The sequence below is a fragment of the Microbacterium sp. EB106-03-03-XG65 genome, assembly GCF_058791955.1.
In genome coordinates, this window is the sequence record NZ_JBYTEB010000001.1 from 644,806 (window position 1) to 661,358 (window position 16,553).

Consider the following 16,553-nt stretch of genomic DNA (forward strand, 5'->3'; position numbering starts at 1 on the left):
GCACGACCAGCAGGCATGACGGATGCCGAGGTGGCGGTTCCCCGCCGCCCCGGCCGTCCGCGCGATGAGGACATGGACGGCCAGATCCTCGCGGCGACGCTCGACATCATCGATGCGGGTGAGGATGTCACCGTCAGCCGCGTCGTGACGCGGAGCGGTGTGAGCCGGGCCGCGCTGTATCGGCGGTGGCCATCGCTCACGACGCTGATCGCGGCAGCGCTCGACGTCGGACGAACGATTCCGCCGGAGTACCCGCAGGGCGCCGATCTTCGCGAGGCAGTGTTCGACGGGTTCGGTATCGGCGGGTCTGGACTGGCCATGTCGGTTGCGGCATCCGGCTACTCCGAGGAGCGATTCCGTCAGCGCATCCGGCTCGTGATGGCCGACCGCGCTGTGCAGAAGGAGTACTGGCAGTCGCACGTGTCGCGGCGCCGGGTGCCACTGCTGAACGCGCTGCGCGCCGGGATCGCTCGTGGAGAACTGCGGGCCGACCTCGACGTCGAGGCGTGCTTCGACGCGCTCGCCGGCACGGCCTACTATCAGATCGTCGTGCGGGGCGATCGAATGGACGACCCCGCGGTGACGGCGCGCATGCGCGCAGCCGTCGACGTGCTCTGGCGCGGGATGGTCGCCTGACTCTGGCTCTGGCTCTGGCTCTGGCTCTGGCTCTGGCTCTGACTCTGACTCTGACTCTGACTCTGACTCTGACTCTGGCTCTGGCCTGGTGCTCTGACCTCACGTGCAGGCTGCCTTCGTATGGCACCTGTTGTCGCAATCGAGACGTAATTCTGACAACAGGTGCCAACTGAACCCCGAGCACCGATCTTCAGTTGGCACCTGTTGTCGCTTGGGCGGCGTAATTGCGACATGAGGTGCCAACTGAGCGGGCACGAGGTCCTAGGCCCTCCAGGTCCAAAGGATCCTCAAGCGTCCAAGCCTTCAAGCCCACAGCCCAGGGCCCGGAGGCGTGCGAGGCGCACTGAGGCACCTCAGTGCGCCTCAGTGTGCGGCGGGCTTTTCGGCGTTCGCGACGACCGGCACCGCATCCGTGCGCACTCCGGGGTGCTCGCGCTCGAGCGCTGCGCCCTCCATGTCGACGTTGGGCAGGATGCGGTCGAGCCACCGCGGCAGCCACCAGGCCGAACGATCGAGCAGGTGCATGAGCGCCGGCATGAGCAGCATTCGCACGACGAACGCATCGAGCAGCACACCGAAGGCGAGGCCGAATCCAATCGAGCGGATGATGGTCGACTCCGAGAAGATGAACCCGCCGAAGACCGACACCATGATGAGCGCGGCCGCGACGACGACCGAGCGTCCGGCCCGGAAGCCCTGCGCCACGGCATCCCGTGCGGAGGCTCCGTGCACATACGCCTCGCGCATTCCCGAGGCCAGGAACAGCTGATAGTCCATCGCGAGTCCGAACAGGATGCCGACCAGGATCACCGGCAGGAAGCTGAGGATCGGTCCTGCGCTGTCCAACCCGATGAGGTCTGCGCCCCAGCCCCACTGGAAGACGGCGACGATCAGGCCGTACGTCGCGAACAGCGACAGGACGAAGCCACCGGTCGCGATGATCGGCACGAGCAGCGACCGGAAGACGACGATCATGATGAGCAGCGAGAGTCCGACCACGACCACGAGGTAGAGCGGCAGCACGCCGGCGAGCGCCTCCGAGATGTCGATGTTGGTCGCCGCCTGGCCGGCCACGCCGAGCGTGATGCCGCCGTCGAGCTGCGGCAGGGCACGGATGTCCTGCACCAGCTTCTCGGTCGACGCACTGTTGGGGCCTTCGGCCGGCAGGACCTGGAACGCGAGCAGCGTGTTGTCTTCGGATGCCGCGACCGGCGCGACGGCGACGACGTCGTCGAGGTCGGAGAGCGTCTGCGCGACCTCGACCTGGGTGGCGAGCAGATCGTCGTCGCTCACCGCGTCATCGAGCGTGGCGGTCACGAGCAGCGGCCCGTTCGCGCCTTCGCCGAACTGCTCGTCGACGACGTGGAACGCGCGGTAGCTCGTGGAGTCCGAGGGCTCGCTCGCGCCGTCGGGCAGGCCGAGGCGCATCGACATCGAGGGAATCGCGACGATCAGCAGCGCCACGACGCTGACGAGCACCGTGACGATCGCGCGCAGCGTCGACATGCGCTTCACGGGCTTGCCCGCAGCGTGCGGCTGCCCGATCGTGGCCCGGGCCTTGCCGCTGAGCAGTCGAGTGCCCACGAGGCCGAGGATCGCGGGGGCGAGCGTGATCGCGACGAGCACGGCGACCGCCACGCAGACCGCGCCCACGGTGCCCATGAGTCCGAGGAACGGAACACCCGTGACATTGAGGGCGAGCAGCGCCACGATCACGGTGGTTCCCGCAAACACGACCGCCGTGCCGGAGGTGCCGGTGGCCAGCCCGATGGATTCGCGTACCGGAACGCCGTTGAGCAGCTGCTTGCGGTGCCGGTTCACGATGAAGAGCGAGTAGTCGATGCCCACGGCGAGACCCAGCATCACGCCGAGCACCGGGGTCACGGATGCCATGTCGACGACTCCCGAGAAGGCGAGGGATGCCGTCACACCCACGCCGACGCCGACGACCGCCGTGACGATCGGGAGTGCCGCGCCGATGAGCGAGCCGAGCATCACGATCAGCACGACTGCCGCGAACGCGAGGCCGATCGCCTCGCCGACGCCGAAGATCTCGGGCACGCCCTGTGCGATGTCGGTGCCGAAGTTCACCTCGACGCCGTCGATCGGCGAGGACTCGAAGTGCTCGATCGTGCCTTCCTTGACCTCTTCCGAGAGCTCGAGGCGCGGGTCTTCGAACGAGACGTTGACGATGGCGGCCGAGCCGTCGTCGGACACGACGCCGATGCCGTTCGTGAGGTCGAGGAGGGTCGAGCCGAGTTCGGCCTGCTCGGCGTTCTGCTCGAGCTCGGCACGCGACTCGTCGAGGGTGTTCTGCTGCGCGTCGAGCTCGGCGGCCTGGGCGGTGAGCGCGTCGATCTGGGCATCCAGTGCCGCGAGCTGCTCGGCCGGGGCTCCGCCGGCCTCTGCCTGCGCCCGAGCCGCGGTCAGCTGCTCGAGACCCGCATCGAGCTGCGCACGACCCGCGTCGAGCTGGGCCTGCCCGGCATCGAGCTGCGTGCGACCGTCGGTGATCTGCTTCTCGCCGTCGGCGAGCTGCTGCGCCTGGTCGGACTGCTGCTGCTGTGCGTCGAACGGGTCGACGACCGAGGCCACGCCGTCCAGATCCTCGGCGCTCGCCGCGAGGGCCGAGATCTCCTGCTTCTGCTCGTCGGTGAACTCCGAGCCGTCGGTGGTCTGATAGACGACCGTGCCGGTGCCGCCCGCGGTGTCGGGCAGCTTCTCGGCGAGCTGGTCGGTCACTGCGCCCGAGGCGGTGCCGGGGATGTCGAAGCTGTTGCTCAGTGTGCCGCCGAGTGTGAGGAAGGCGCCGACGCCGAGCCCGAGGATCACGATCCACGACACGATCACCGTCCATGCCTTGCGTGCAGCGAGCGAACCCAGGCGGTACAGCAGTGAAGCCAAAACGATCTCCTTCAGACGAATAGATCATACGGTGCGTATCGTCTAGGGTTCTGTGGTTATCCTGAACGGGTGGTGAACGAGCATCGAAGCGGACCTGTGCGCAGCACGGCTGCCCGCGAGGCGATCCTCGACGCGACGGCGCGGCTGTTCCACAACCAGGGGTACGACCGTCTCACGATCGAGGGGATCGCGAAAGAGGCCAGCGTCGGCAAACAGACGATCTACCGATGGTGGCCATCCCGCGGTGCACTGATCGGCGAATGCCTCGCAGAAGGACGTCTGATACCCGTCGACTTCGTGGTGCCCGACACCGGTGACCTCGCTGCCGATGTCGAGACGTGGCTGCGCAGTGTGCTCTCGATCCTCGACGCGCCGGAAGGCGGCGCGCTGCTGCGCTCGCTGGTGGCAGCGGCCACAGAGGATGCCGGCGTCGGCGCGCACCTCGGCGACAGCCTGGGCGTCGAGAAATACCTCACGGAGCGCATGCGGGGCGGCATCCGCGACGGACAGCTGCCCGCAGACGCTCCCGTCGAGCAACTGGGCCGAGCGATCCTCGGGGCGATCATCGTGGAGTCCCTCGGCCGGGAAGCCCACGATCCCGAGTCGATCGTGCAGCTGACGCGTTACCTCTTCGGGCGCTGACCTCGGCCGTCGAGGTGCGCCGTCGTCACGCCGACGGCGTCTGCGCGCCGGCGGCGGTCTGACGACGAGCCGCACGCCAATCCAGCCCGCCACGGGTGAACATCACGGCAGCACCGGCGAGGGTCACGACGATGGTCAGTATCGACCACCACTCCGACTGCGCGGTCGACATCGTGAGCATGAATGCCGTGAGGCTCGATGCTCCTCCGAGGAACCAGTAACCGGATTCGTCCATGCGGGCAGCATAGCTCTCGCACGACGACGGGCACATCTCGGATCCGCCGCGCGGACACGAGGTCATCTCGATGCCACCGAACGACCACCGGTCTGCGCCTGCCGTCCTGATCGATGCCCGTGCGACCACGAGCCGGCATCCGCGGTGCGTCGACGCCGTGCGTGCGAGGTGTGCATCTCGTCGACCGCCGCATCGACGCGGCTCCGCCGGGAGGCGAGAACGAGCTCTGTGCCCGTGCCGCTCTCTTCGACGGTGACGCGGCGACTCTCTTCGATCCGGCTCATGGCGCCGACGGCGAATCCGCGCAGGAATCCGCTGCGCGCACGCCGTTTCACCCCTTCGCGTTGCTCGACGTAGAAGTGGCGGTGTTCGAGCCACCAGCTGCGCATCGCGACCATCGCCTGCACCTGCAGGCTGGCGGTCAGCGTCTGCACCTGTGCGACATCGGACGAGTGGCCCACCAGCAGCAGTCCGGCGATCGGCGGGTACTCGGCCAGAAGCGGCCGCACGGCGCCGAGCCCCCGGGCCACCCCGATGCCGATCTCACGCAGATCCTTCGCGTAGACGCCGCGGAACAGCATCCGTTCTGTGACGATCTGCTCCTGCGTCTGCCCGAGCCGCCCTCGTCGCTCGTCGATCTGCGCCTGCTCGATCCCGTATTTCACGATCAGGCGCTCGGCGTGCTCGGTCAGCGCCTCGGCTTCTTCGGGTGTGGTGCTCTCAGCCTTCGCCAGCAGCTTGGCGATCAGGTCGAGTTTGGCTTCGGTCATGGCATCCCCCTGGAGTTCGTGGTGCCGTGAATGCTCCCCGGCGGCACCGACATTCGGATGCCGATTTCCGGTGCCTGTGCAGAACCCCAGGTGACGGATGCCGGTGCAGAAGAGGATGCCGGGGTCGGGCCGGGCACAAACTCGGAGCCCGCCGCCGACTCGCCGTCACAACGGCCCGGTGCGCCGGGGTGTTGCCCGGGTGCTCCGAAGTTGTGCCCGGGGCCCGGGGCCCGGGGCCCGGGGCCGGGGGTGGGGTGGAGAGGCGAGACCGACTCAGCCGAGAAGCAGAGTGATCACGGTCGCGCCGCCGCCACCCAGGATGAGGGCGATGATGACGGTCCAGGCGACGATGCGCAGCCGGCGATTGCGCTTCTCGCCGAGATCGCCGTAGTCCTCGCTCAGACCGTCGCCGCTCATGCGCTGACCGGCTCGGTGACCGTCGGCCCGAAGGCGGCGGGCAGCGTGGCCTGCGAACGCTCGCGGATCTCGGCGATCGGCACCGTGAACACGTCCTGCACCTCGAGCTTCGCGCCCTCGGAGTCGGTCACGCCGATGCGCATCACCGGGTAGTCGCGGCCCTCGCAGAGTCCGCGGAACTTGACGTCGTCTTCGCGGGGCACGGTCACGATGACGCGGCCGGTCGACTCGGAGAACAGGGCGGATGCGGCATCCACACCGTCGCGCTCGATGATCTCGTTCAGCCAGACGCGCGCGCCGACGCCGAAGCGCGAGACGCCCTCGGCGAGGGCCTGCGCGAGGCCGCCCTCGGACACGTCGTGCGCCGACGAGATCAGCCACTCGTCACGGGCGGCTCCGAGCAGACCCGCGAGGCGCTTCTCGCCCGCGAGGTCGACCTTCGGGGGCAGCCCGCCGAGGTGCTGGTGCACGGTCTCGGCCCACGCCGAACCCGACAGCTCGGTCGAGGTCGTGCCGAGCAGGTAGATGTTCTGGCCCTCGTCCTGCCATCCCGAGGGGATGCGGCGCGAGACGTCGTCGATGATGCCGAGCACGCCGACGAGCGGGGTCGGGTGGATCGGCACGTCGCCGGTCTGGTTGTAGAACGAGACGTTGCCGCCGGTGACCGGGGTGCCGAGCTCGTAGCATCCGTCGGCCAGGCCGTCGACGGTCTGCCCGAACTGCCACATGACCTCGGGGTTCTCGGGGGAGCCGAAGTTCAGGCAGTCGGTGATCGCGGTCGGCACCGCTCCGGTGACGGCGACGTTGCGGTACGCCTCCGCGAGGGCGAGCTGTGCACCGGCGTACGGGTCGAGCTGGCAGTAGCGGCCGTTGGCGTCGGTCGAGATCGCGAAGCCCAGGCCCGACTCCTCGTCGACGCGGATCATGCCGGCGTCATCGGGGAACGAGAGGGCCGTGTTGCCGAGCACGTAGTAGTCGTACTGGTTGGTGATCCAGCGGGTGTCGGCGAGGTTCGGCGAGGCGACGAGGTCGAGGAACTGCTCGCGCAGCACCTCGGGGTCGTTCGACCGGGGCAGGTTCTCGGCGGCATCCGCCTGCAGTGCGTCGATCCACGTCGGGTACGCGACCGGACGGTCGTAGACCGGGCCGTCGACCGCGACGGTCGAGGGGTCGACGTCGACGATGCGCTCGCCCTGCCAGTCGATGACGAGGCGGCCGTCTCCGGTGACCTCACCGAGCACGGAGGTCTCGACGTCCCACTTCTGCACGACGGCGAGGAACGCGTCGAGCTTCTCGGGAGCGACGATCGCCATCATGCGCTCCTGCGACTCCGACATGAGGATCTCCTCGGCCGTGAGCGACGGGTCGCGCAGCAGCACGTTGTCGAGCGAGACCTTCATGCCGCTGTTGCCGTTGGCCGCGAGTTCGCTGGTCGCGCACGAGATGCCGGCGGCACCGAGGTCTTGGATCGCCTCGACGAGCTCGTCGCGGTACAGCTCGAGGCAGCACTCGATGAGCACCTTCTCGGCGAACGGGTCGCCCACCTGCACCGCGGGGCGCTTGGTGGGTCCGCCGTCGGCGAAGGTGTCGGATGCCAGGATGCTGGCGCCGCCGATGCCGTCGCCACCCGTGCGGGCGCCGAAGAGCACGACCTTGTTGCCGACGCCGGTCGCGTTCGCGAGCTTGAGGTCTTCGTGGCGCAGAACGCCGACCGCGAGCGCGTTCACGAGCGGGTTGGCCTGGTAGACCGAGTCGAAGACCGTCTCGCCGCCGATGTTCGGCAGGCCCAGGCAGTTGCCGTAGAAGCTGATGCCGCTGGTCACGCCGTGCACGACGCGGGCCGTGTCGGGGTGGTCGATCGCGCCGAAGCGCAGGGCGTCCATGACCGCGACCGGGCGTGCGCCCATCGAGATGATGTCGCGGACGATGCCGCCGACGCCGGTCGCCGCACCCTGGAACGGCTCGATGAACGAGGGGTGGTTGTGCGACTCGGCCTTGAAGGTGACGGCCCAGCCCTCGCCGACGTCGATGACGCCCGCGTTCTGGCCCATGCCCACCATGAGGCGTTCCTTCATCTCGTCAGAGACCTTCTGGCCGAAGCGGCGCAGGTAGTTCTTCGACGACTTGTACGAGCAGTGCTCCGACCACATGACGGAGTACATCGCCAGCTCGCCGGAGGTCGGGCGGCGGCCCAGGATCTCCTTGATGCGGGCGTACTCGTCGTCCTTGAGGCCCAGCGCTGCGTACGGCTGCTCCTTCTCCGGAGTCGCGGTGGCGTTCTCGACGGAGTCGGGGACGTGCTTGTGGGCAGGTGCAGGGGCGGTGGTCACGCGCACTCCTAGATGAGGGGCCGGCGGGGCAGGGCCAGTCTACCGGGGGATGCTGCGGGCCGCGGTGCGTGCGTCGGGGCGACGGATGCCGGCATCCGCTGCCCGTGTCTAGGTCAGGAGCGGTCCGAGCTCCCGTGCTGCCGCGATGACGGCGACGGCGATCGAATCGGACTCGTCGATGTATCTGCGCGGACCCGAGTAGGACAGTCCTCCGGCAAGCGCGCCGGAGGCGTCGGTGATCGGCGCGACCAGGCACCCGCGCTGACCGTGGCGGGCACGGATCACGCCCTGCTCGCGCAGCTCGGTGACAGGGTCGTCGGCGACGTGCTCCCCGCCGACGACCTCCCCTCGCACGACGAGCGGCAGCAGCCCCAGTGCGTATCGGGTGGGTTCGTGCTGCAGGCCCTGCCGGTTCGAGAGGGGGAAGTCGGGGTCCTCATCGGCGATGACGACTCTGTGGTCGCGGTAGAGGACGAGGTGGATGCCGCCCCGCGCGGTCGCCCTGGTGCGCTCGAGCACGTCGAGCGCGGCGCGGGGGACGCGCTCGACGGCGATGCTGCCGGCCAGCAACGCCACTTTCGTGCCGAGGGCGAAACCGGTGAGATCCGGTGTGCGGACGAGGTATTCGTCCTGCACCAGCAGATTGAGCAGCCGATAGGTCGTCGCGCGCGGCATGCCCAGATGCTCGGCGAGTTGCCGCGCCGTGACGCCGGCTCCCATCGCCGCGACGGCTTCGAGCATCGACAGCGCACTGTGGATGGCGGTGGGCTGGCGGGCCGAGATCGATACCGCCTCACCGCCCGTCATCGGTGGCGTCCCCCGGCTCGCCCCCGTCTGCGCTGCTGTTACTGCTGTCGCCGGGACTGCCGCTGCGGGCGACGCCGCCGAGCACGTGAGCGGCGACCGGCTCGTCGTAGCGTCCGAGTTCACCGAGGGGCGCGCGACGCCGCCATCGGATCAGTGCCGCCGCGATGACGGCGATGCCGACCGTGAGCCACACTCCCGGATTCCCCGCCGTGGCCTCCGCGGCGAGATACACGGTCAGGCATCCCGTCAGGGCTGCCGCCGCGCTGACGGCCACGATCACGGATCCGGCGGTGACCTCCCCGATGCGGCGCAGGAACAGAGGCGCGGCGATGCAGACCAGCACGTACGCGACGATGTAGCCCGAGGCCGAGATCAGCAGGACGACCCGCATCGCGTCCCAGGGCGACACCCCGGCCGCGACGACCGCGATCGGAACCAGGGCGATCGGCGGGGCGGCGATGGCGATCGCGCGGATCGGAGTGCGGTGGCGGCGGTGCGTGCGTCCCAGCTCGGCCGGGGCGACGCCGTCGCGGGCGAGTGCGAACACGATGCGGGTGAGGGCGGTCGTCGATGCGATGGCGCAGGCCAGGCCCGAGGTGGCGATGCCGACGTCGGCGACGGCGGCCCAGGCGGAGAGGCCGAAGCGCGACGCCAGCTCGTCGAGGAGCGCGACCGATGTCGTCCCCCCGATCGCGGCGGCCCCGGCGATCTGCGTGTAGCCGGCGATGAGGTAGAAGACGCCGGCCACGCCGACGCTCCACACGATGGCGCGGGGGATGTTCTTCAGCGGCGAGCGCGCTTCGACGCCGAGCGTCGCCGAACTCTCGAAACCGACGAACGCGGTGATCGCGAGCACTGCGCCTCCCGCGACGCCCGCGACCGACACGTCGTCGGACGAGAAGACCGCCGCCGGATGGATCGGTCCGATCTGCACGAGGAGCACGATGAGGAGGAGCAGGATCAGCGCGACGGAAACGAGCTCGACGACGAGAGCGACCCGGGACGAGAGACGGATGCCGCGCACGAGCACGATCGCGAGCACGGCTGCCTCGACGACGAGAGCGCCGAGGGCGATCGGGGTCGCGGGGAGCTGCGGCCACAGCCGGGTCACGAGCATCGTCGCGTAGTGCGCACCGCCGAGGAGCGCGAAGACCGAGATGAAGGCGTACCCGACGACGATCGCCGCGCCCGTCGCGAGCCCGGCGGTCGTGCCGAGTCCCCGTGCGGCATACGTGTAGAGCGAGCCGCTGGCGGCGAACCGTCGCGTGAACTGGTTGATCGTCCGAGCGACGAGGAATGTGATGACCGTCGCGAGGGCCATCACGAGGACTGTCGCTCCGCCGGCCAGATCCGCGACCATCAGCACGGCCATCGCCGACGCCGCAGCAGGGGCGATCGCGGCGACCGACTGCGCGAGGACGTCGGCGAAACCCACGGTGTGCCTGTCGAGCCCGTGCAGCGGTGAGCGGCCGGCGAACGATCGAACGGTCTCGGGCCGCTCGATCGCGTCTTGGAGTGCAGACATGGGGCCTCCGCCTGTCGAGCGATGAACGCTGCTGCGCGATGAGAAGAGGCTACGAGCGGCCGGTTGCAGGGACGCTTCAGGCGTGTTTCGCGCAGATCTCACCCGAATGAGACAGCCCGCATCCGGATGTCCCGTTCACGGCGACCGCAGACGTCACTCCTCCGAGACGGCCGGGAAACCCCGTCGCGGCAGGGTGAGGGAATCGCTCCGCTCCACTTCTTTTCCGAAGGGTTTGCACATGGTTCAGATTCAACCCAGCGCCGCCGAGGCCTCCTCGAAGAAGGTCCTGTCGGGATCACTCGGCGCCACGGCGATCGTCTTCATGGTCGTCGCCGCCGCCTCGCCCCTGACCGTCATCGGCGGGTCCGCCCCGCTCGGCATCCTGCTCGGCAACGGCTCGGGCTTCCCGGCGCTGTACGCGATCAGTGCCGTGGTCCTCCTGCTCTTCGCCGTCGGAGTCTCGGCCATGGCCAAGCACGTCCCCAATCCCGGTGCGTTCTTCACCTACGTCGGATACGGTCTCGGACGCTCGACCGGCCTCGCCTCCGCATGGATCGCGATGCTCACGTACACGACGATCCAGGTGTCCGTGTACGGCTACATGGGGTACGTGCTGAGCTTCACGTTCGAGGGCTTCGGCATCTCGCTTCCCTGGTGGCTGTACTCCGTCGCGGTCGTCGCTCTCGTCGGCTTCCTCGGCTACCGCCACATCGATCTGTCCAGCAAGGTGCTGGGTGTGCTGCTCTGCGCCGAGGTCGGCATCGTCCTCATCCTCGTCGCTGCCGTCGTGCTCTCCGGCGGCCCCGAGGGGCTGAGCCTCGCGCCGTTCGAGCCGGTGAATGTGGCGAGCGGTTCGCCGGGTGTGGGCCTGATGATGGCGATCGCCGCCTTCATCGGGTTCGAGGCGACCGCAGTGTTCCGCAGCGAGGCGCGCGACCCCGACCGCACGATCCCGCGGGCGACCTACATGGCGGTGATCGGCGTGGGCGTCTTCTACACGCTCGCCTCGTGGGGCCTGGTGATGGCGTGGGGGCCCTCGAACATCCTCGATGAGGCCGCTGCCGACCCCGGAACGCTCATCCTCCGGACGATGTCGGCGTATCTCGGACCGGTCGGCGAGATCATCACCAACATCCTCCTCATCACCGCGATGTTCGCGTGCGTGCTGTCGTTCCACAACGTCGTCGCCCGCTACCAGTACTCCATGGCCGGCGCCGGCGTCCTGCCCGACCGTGTGGCCTCCGTGCACCCGCGGCACATGTCGCCGCACGTGTCCTCGCTCACGCAGACCATCACGGCGGTCGTCCTCGTCGCGCTGTTCGCCGTGCTCGGCCTCGACCCGGTGCTGCAGGTGTTCACCTGGTTCGCCGGCGTCGCGACGGTCGCCATCGCCATCCTGATGGCCGTGACCTCGATCGCGGTGATCGTCTACTTCGCCAGGACGCGCAAGGACAGGCGGATCTGGAACACCGTGATCGCCCCGGTGCTCGGGTTCATCGGGCTGGTGCTCTCGGTGGTCATGATCGTCGTCTACTTCCCGATCATGGTCGGCGATGCGGATGCCGAGGGCAACCCCGTCTTCGGCGCGGTCAGCTGGTGCCTGCTCGGGCTGGTGATCGTCTTCCCGATCCTCGGATACATCCAGGCGGCGTGGATCAGAACCCGCCGACCCGCCGCCTACGCCAAGCTCACCGACGCGATCGCCGGCTGAGGCCATGAGCACGACCACCACGTCCACGGCCACTCCCTCCCCGACCACCCCCTCCCCGAACAGGAACCTCATGCCCCTGCCCCACGTCGATTTCCTCTACCTCTCCGAAGCCGACATGATCGCGGCGGGCGTGACCGACATGCACCAGTGCGTCGACACGATGGAGGAGATGTTCGCGCTGTTCGCCGCCGGCGACTACCGCATGACCGGTGAGAGCAACGATTCGCACGGTGCGATGATGACGTTCCCCGAGACGTCGCCGTTCCCGAACATGCCGGTGCCCACCGAGGACCGACGGTTCATGGCGATGCCGGCGTACCTCGGCGGCGACTTCCAGACGACCGGCGTCAAGTGGTACGGCTCCAACATCGCCAACCGCGAGAAGGGGCTTCCCCGGTCGATCCTCATGTTCACGCTCAACGACACCGACACCGGGGCGCCGCTCGCCTTCATGTCGGCGAACCTGCTGTCCGCGTACCGCACGGGCGCCGTGCCGGGTGTCGGCGCTCGGCACTTCGCGCGCAAGGATTCGCGCGTCGCGGGGATCGCCGGACCCGGCGTCATGGCGCGCACCGTCTTGCTGGCCTTCATGGACGCATGCCCGTTGATCGACACGCTGAAGATCAAGGGTCGCGGGGCCGAGAGCCTCGCGCGTTTCCAGGAGTGGGTGCGCGATGAGTTCCCGACGATCACCACGATCGAGGTCGTCGACACGATCGAGGACGTCGTCCGGGGAAGCGATTTGGTGAGCTTCTGCACCACGGGCACCGGCGCCGGCGGGTCGGAGAACTACCCGACGATCCAGCGGGAGTGGATCAAGCCGGGGGCGTTCTTCGCGATGCCCTCGCTGTGCAACACCGATGACTCGCTCCTGGAGGGCGACATCACCAAGGTCGTCGACGCGTACGGGCTGTACGAGACCTGGTACGAAGAGTTCCCCAAGCCCTCCTTCGAGTACATCCCGATGGTCGGGCAGAAATGGATGGACCTCGTGAAGGCGGGAGAGCTCGCGCGCGAGGAACTCGTCGACATCGGCGACGTCGTCTCGGGGAAGCGGCCAGGGCGGCAGAGCGACGACGAGATCGTCATCATGTCGGTCGGCGGGATGCCGGTGGAGGACGTCGCCTGGGGCACGAAGGTCTATCGCAACGCGCTCGAGCGCGGCATCGGCCAGAAGCTGAACCTGTGGACCGAGCCGGCACTCGCATGAGCGCGGGGGAGGTCATCCGGATCGTCGACGTCGCGGTGGTGGGCGCCGGCTCCATGGGGTCGATGGCGCTGTGGCACCTCGCGAAGTCGACGGGGCTGTCGGTGCTGGGCATCGAGCAGTACGGGCCCGCGCACGGCCACTCCGCTTTCGCCGGTGAGTCGCGTCTGTTCCGCGCGGCGAACAAGGAGGGTGCGCTGTACACGACGGCGGCTCTCGAAGCGCGGGCGCTGTGGACCGAGCTCGAACGCGAGTCCGGGCGCCAGCTGCTGCTGAAGACCGGCGTCCTCGCGGTCGCGCCGGAGGGACATCCGTTCCTCGAGTCGACACGCCGATCCATCGCGGACGGCGATCTGCCGCACAGGTTCCTCGACGCCACGGAGCTCCGGCGCGAGTATCCGCAGTTCGCGGTCGATGACGGCGATGCCGGGGTCATGGACGTTCTGGGCGGGGGACTGCGCTCCGAGCTGGCGGTGGCGACCGCGCAGCGGGCCGCGATCCGCCGCGGGGCGGAGATCCTGTACAACACCCCGGTTCTCGACATCGAGGAGAGCGGCGACGGCGTTGCGATCGAGACATCGGCCGGGATCGTCCACGCGCAGCGGGTGATCGTCACGACCGGTGCGTGGACGACGAGGATCGTGCCGGAGCTGCGTGATCTGGTGAGCGCGATCGCCATTCCGCTCACGTGGTTCATGCCGGAGGACGTCAGCCAGTTCACCCCGGATCGCTTCCCGTGCTGGATGCGGGACATGGACGGCGAGCATGCGTTCGGCGTTCCCTCGCTCGACGGCTACTCGGTCAAGATCGCCCCCACGACCGACATCGAGGCGATCGACGACCCCGCCACAGATCTCCGCGAACTGTCGCGCGAGCAGCTGAGGGAATGCACGGCGATCGCCACCCGGATGTTCCCCGGCATCCTGCCCGAGGTGGTCCGGTCCTCCATCCACCCCGAGTCGACGACGGCCGATCACGTCCCGATCCTCGATGTCTCCGACTCGGGGCGGATCGTCATCGGCGCCGGGTTCTCGGGAAACGGCTTCAAGTTCTCCCCCGCCTACGGACGCGTGCTGGCGGAACTCGCCGAGAGCGGGTCGAGTCGGCTGCAACACCCCCTGTTCACGCTCGATCATCATCGTCGCCGCGCCCGAGCGCGCGCCGACGATCTGGTGCTCGCAGACGACTACCCGGTCCTCCAGGGCCACTGACACGAAGGACGCCACCGATGTTGATCACCAGTGTGAAGAGCGGAAGCAAGTTCGAGACCCTCGCGAGCTACTCGCGGGCGGTCGCGATCGGCGACTGGATCTTCGTCTCGAACACCGCCGGCATCGACTACGAGACGAGGACCCTCCCCGATACGGCCGCGGAGCAGCTGCGTCTCGCGATCGCCACGGTCGAGCGGGCGCTCGGCGCCGTGGACGCCACGCTCGCCGACGTCGTGCGCATCCAGGTGTTCGTACCCGACGAGTCCCATGTGGACGAGGCGACAGAGGTGCTCGGCGAGGCGTTCCGTGGCATAGACCCGGCGCTCACCATGACGCGCAGCCCGCTGGCGGGCGAGTACAAGGCCGAGATCGAAGTGACGGCGTATCGCGGAGCCGGATCGGTGCAGCGCGTGCGGATCGATCTGTGAGTGCTCCGGTCTCGCTCTGTCAGGACGATGCGGCGGCGAAACGCGCGGCGAGGGCGCGAGAGGCCTCTGCCAGCTCCGGCGGCCCGACCACGGTGAACGGCGCGTCGAAGCGAGCGATCGACGCCAGGATGCCGATCCACGACCACGATCCGACGGTCACGCGACATGAGGTCTCGTCGACGGGCTCGACCGTGCCGTCGCGACCGATCCACTGTGCGACCTCGTGGGCGGGCAGCTCGAGCACGAGCTCGCCGATGCGCGGCCAGCGGTCTTCGGCATCCGACCCCTTCGCGCGAGCGGCGAGGTAGGTCTGCGCGTCGGCTGCGGGCAGCTCGCGCGGGGTGAACGCCAGACCGGTCGGCAGACGCGGGGTCAGGCGATCGAGGCGGAAGGTGCGCCAGTCGTCGGCATCGAGATCCCAGGCGAGCAGATACCAGCGACCTTCGCGAGCGACGACGGCATGGGGCTCGGTGCGCCGCGCCGGGCGGTCATCGCGGTCGCCGTAGTCGAAGCGCAGCACGTGTCGGCTGCGCACCGCCGAGCTCGTGGCTTCGAGCACCGCGGGATCGACGCGGGTCTGGTTCTCGACGCCGGAGAAGCGGATGCCGTCGACCCGATGTCGCAGGCGAGACGGCATGACCTGTCGCACGGTCGCGAGAGCGCGCGCGGCGCCCTCGTCGATGTCGATGCCCGTCGCGGGCACGCTCTGCAGCGCGACGGCGATCGCCACCGCCTGCTCGTCGTCGAAGAGCAGCGGCGGCAGTTCCGACCCGGCGGCCAAGCGATAGCCGCCGTCGGGGCCCTTGATCGCGGAGATGCGGTAGCCGAGCTCGCGAAGGCGCTCCACGTCTCGTCGCACCGTGCGCGGGGTGACGTCGAGGCGGTCGGCGAGCACGCGGCCCGGCCAGTCGCGCGGGGTCTGCAGCAGCGAGAGCAGGGCGAGCATGCGTGAGGAGCTGCCGGTCATGAGTCCATTCTGCGTCAGATAGAGGACCGAATCTGACCTCTTCTGCTGTGAGTGTTGATCTCAGCGGCATCCGCCGTGCATCACGATCTGAGGAGATCTCATGACCATCGCAACCACCACTCACCTGAACTTCCGCGGTACCGCTCGCGAGGCGCTCGAGTTCTACGGAACGGTCTTCGGCGGCGCGGTCACGCTCGCCACCTACGCGGACTTCGGTATGCCGGCAGACGTTCCGGGCGCCGACCGGATCGTGTTCGGTCAGGTCGAGACCGCCGACGGGTTCCGGCTGATGGCGTACGACATCCCCGGCGCCGACGACGCCGGGGTCACCGCGGGCACGACCTCGCGGCAGAACGGCATGACCATCACCGACCGCGCGTTCTTCCAGTCGCTGCGCGCCGATTCGCTCGACGAGCTCTCCGGCTACTGGCACGCCCTGGCAGACGGCGCTTCGATCGTGGAGCCGCTGGCCGCGTCGGCGTGGTCGCCCGGCTTCGGCATGCTGACCGACCGCTTCGGCGTGACCTGGGTGCTCGACGTGCGGGCGTCGTACGCGGGCTGAGCGCGGGAGCCGGGACACCTCTGGTCCTTGCCGGTGCCTTGAGGGCTGGAGTGGTGCCTTGGGTGGGAGTGGTGCCTTGGGGTGGGAGTGGTGCCTTGGGTTGGCACCTGTTGTCGGAACGCAGGCTGAATAGCGGCAAGAGGTGCCAACTGAGGGACTTGAGGGGGCTTTGGGCTGGCACCTGTTGTCGGTGTGCGGTCT

15 protein-coding genes are annotated in these 16,553 nt (G+C 68.8%); 7 read left to right on the forward strand and 8 right to left on the reverse strand.

The features are described from left to right. Positions 1–15: 15 nt before the first annotated feature. Positions 16–636: a TetR/AcrR family transcriptional regulator gene (locus tag AC3WS6_RS03120; RefSeq protein ID WP_492499609.1), complete on the forward strand. Its 621-nt coding sequence runs from the start codon at positions 16–18 to the stop codon at positions 634–636. A gap of 363 nt (positions 637–999) precedes the next feature. Here AC3WS6_RS03120 and AC3WS6_RS03125 read toward each other — a convergent pair whose 3' ends face one another. Next, a complete protein-coding gene (locus AC3WS6_RS03125; protein WP_492499610.1) occupies positions 1,000–3,540 on the reverse strand; it encodes an MMPL family transporter in 2,541 nt (846 codons plus the stop codon). Between the two features lie 72 nt (positions 3,541–3,612). Between AC3WS6_RS03125 and AC3WS6_RS03130 the strand changes: the two genes are divergently transcribed. Beyond that, positions 3,613–4,182: a TetR/AcrR family transcriptional regulator gene (locus tag AC3WS6_RS03130; protein ID WP_492499611.1), complete on the forward strand. Its 570-nt coding sequence runs from the start codon at positions 3,613–3,615 to the stop codon at positions 4,180–4,182. A 25-nt stretch (positions 4,183–4,207) separates the two neighbouring features. Here the strand turns inward: AC3WS6_RS03130 and AC3WS6_RS03135 are convergent, their stop codons facing one another. The 6 genes from AC3WS6_RS03135 to AC3WS6_RS03160 all read right to left on the reverse strand — a co-directional run bounded on the left by AC3WS6_RS03135 (position 4,208) and on the right by AC3WS6_RS03160 (position 10,266). Then, positions 4,208–4,417 carry a hypothetical protein gene (locus AC3WS6_RS03135; RefSeq protein WP_492499612.1) on the reverse strand — a complete coding sequence of 70 codons (210 nt, stop codon included), beginning with the start codon at positions 4,415–4,417 and terminating at the stop codon, positions 4,208–4,210. A 62-nt stretch (positions 4,418–4,479) separates the two neighbouring features. After that, positions 4,480–5,187, reverse strand: coding sequence for a DUF2786 domain-containing protein (locus tag AC3WS6_RS03140; protein ID WP_492499613.1), 708 nt, complete (start codon positions 5,185–5,187; stop codon positions 4,480–4,482). A gap of 273 nt (positions 5,188–5,460) precedes the next feature. After that, positions 5,461–5,604, reverse strand: coding sequence for a hypothetical protein (locus AC3WS6_RS03145; RefSeq protein ID WP_492499614.1), 144 nt, complete (start codon positions 5,602–5,604; stop codon positions 5,461–5,463). Continuing rightward, entirely contained in the window at positions 5,601–7,934 is a 2,334-nt protein-coding gene (purL, locus tag AC3WS6_RS03150; protein WP_492499615.1) for a phosphoribosylformylglycinamidine synthase subunit PurL, read from the reverse strand. Before purL ends, AC3WS6_RS03145 begins: the two co-directional genes overlap by 4 nt. 108 nt (positions 7,935–8,042) lie before the next feature. Then, positions 8,043–8,741, reverse strand: a complete 699-nt coding sequence (locus AC3WS6_RS03155) for a helix-turn-helix domain-containing protein (protein WP_492499616.1) — start codon at positions 8,739–8,741, stop codon at positions 8,043–8,045. Continuing rightward, the gene (locus AC3WS6_RS03160) at positions 8,728–10,266 is read right to left on the reverse strand and encodes an APC family permease (RefSeq protein ID WP_492499617.1); all 1,539 of its coding nucleotides are present in this window, start codon (positions 10,264–10,266) and stop codon (positions 8,728–8,730) included. The genes AC3WS6_RS03155 and AC3WS6_RS03160 overlap by 14 nt, the downstream gene beginning before the upstream one ends. 238 nt (positions 10,267–10,504) lie before the next feature. Between AC3WS6_RS03160 and AC3WS6_RS03165 the strand changes: the two genes are divergently transcribed. Genes AC3WS6_RS03165 through AC3WS6_RS03180 form a run of 4 tightly spaced genes read left to right on the forward strand, consistent with a single transcriptional unit; the run spans position 10,505 to position 14,823 of the window. Next, a complete protein-coding gene (locus tag AC3WS6_RS03165) occupies positions 10,505–11,977 on the forward strand; it encodes an APC family permease (protein ID WP_492499618.1) in 1,473 nt (490 codons plus the stop codon). Between the two features lie 4 nt (positions 11,978–11,981). Further along, complete coding sequence (locus AC3WS6_RS03170; protein WP_492499619.1) at positions 11,982–13,187, forward strand: ornithine cyclodeaminase family protein; 1,206 nt, start codon at positions 11,982–11,984, stop codon at positions 13,185–13,187. Next, a complete protein-coding gene (gene solA / locus AC3WS6_RS03175; RefSeq protein WP_492499620.1) occupies positions 13,184–14,395 on the forward strand; it encodes an N-methyl-L-tryptophan oxidase in 1,212 nt (403 codons plus the stop codon). Before AC3WS6_RS03170 ends, solA begins: the two co-directional genes overlap by 4 nt. A gap of 17 nt (positions 14,396–14,412) precedes the next feature. Further along, positions 14,413–14,823, forward strand: coding sequence for a RidA family protein (locus AC3WS6_RS03180; protein WP_492499621.1), 411 nt, complete (start codon positions 14,413–14,415; stop codon positions 14,821–14,823). A gap of 19 nt (positions 14,824–14,842) precedes the next feature. Here the strand turns inward: AC3WS6_RS03180 and AC3WS6_RS03185 are convergent, their stop codons facing one another. After that, positions 14,843–15,790, reverse strand: coding sequence for a helix-turn-helix transcriptional regulator (locus AC3WS6_RS03185; RefSeq protein WP_492499622.1), 948 nt, complete (start codon positions 15,788–15,790; stop codon positions 14,843–14,845). A 100-nt stretch (positions 15,791–15,890) separates the two neighbouring features. Between AC3WS6_RS03185 and AC3WS6_RS03190 the strand changes: the two genes are divergently transcribed. Beyond that, on the forward strand, positions 15,891–16,352 hold the full coding sequence (locus AC3WS6_RS03190) for a VOC family protein (RefSeq protein ID WP_492499623.1): 462 nt from the start codon (positions 15,891–15,893) through the stop codon (positions 16,350–16,352). Positions 16,353–16,553: the final 201 nt, after the last annotated feature.

Bases quoted from the DNA above. Each gene is read 5' to 3' on its own strand.
- AC3WS6_RS03120 (WP_492499609.1), top strand. From the start codon at position 16: ATGACGGATGCCGAGGTGGCGGTTCCCCGCCGCCCCGGCCGTCCGCGC.
- AC3WS6_RS03135 (WP_492499612.1), bottom strand. From the start codon at position 4,417: ATGGACGAATCCGGTTACTGGTTCCTCGGAGGAGCATCGAGCCTCACG.
- AC3WS6_RS03140 (WP_492499613.1), bottom strand. From the start codon at position 5,187: ATGACCGAAGCCAAACTCGACCTGATCGCCAAGCTGCTGGCGAAGGCT.
- AC3WS6_RS03145 (WP_492499614.1), bottom strand. From the start codon at position 5,604: ATGAGCGGCGACGGTCTGAGCGAGGACTACGGCGATCTCGGCGAGAAG.
- AC3WS6_RS03155 (WP_492499616.1), bottom strand. From the start codon at position 8,741: ATGACGGGCGGTGAGGCGGTATCGATCTCGGCCCGCCAGCCCACCGCC.
- AC3WS6_RS03160 (WP_492499617.1), bottom strand. From the start codon at position 10,266: ATGTCTGCACTCCAAGACGCGATCGAGCGGCCCGAGACCGTTCGATCG.
- AC3WS6_RS03165 (WP_492499618.1), top strand. From the start codon at position 10,505: ATGGTTCAGATTCAACCCAGCGCCGCCGAGGCCTCCTCGAAGAAGGTC.
- AC3WS6_RS03170 (WP_492499619.1), top strand. From the start codon at position 11,982: ATGAGCACGACCACCACGTCCACGGCCACTCCCTCCCCGACCACCCCC.
- solA (WP_492499620.1), top strand. From the start codon at position 13,184: ATGAGCGCGGGGGAGGTCATCCGGATCGTCGACGTCGCGGTGGTGGGC.
- AC3WS6_RS03180 (WP_492499621.1), top strand. From the start codon at position 14,413: ATGTTGATCACCAGTGTGAAGAGCGGAAGCAAGTTCGAGACCCTCGCG.
- AC3WS6_RS03185 (WP_492499622.1), bottom strand. From the start codon at position 15,790: ATGACCGGCAGCTCCTCACGCATGCTCGCCCTGCTCTCGCTGCTGCAG.
- AC3WS6_RS03190 (WP_492499623.1), top strand. From the start codon at position 15,891: ATGACCATCGCAACCACCACTCACCTGAACTTCCGCGGTACCGCTCGC.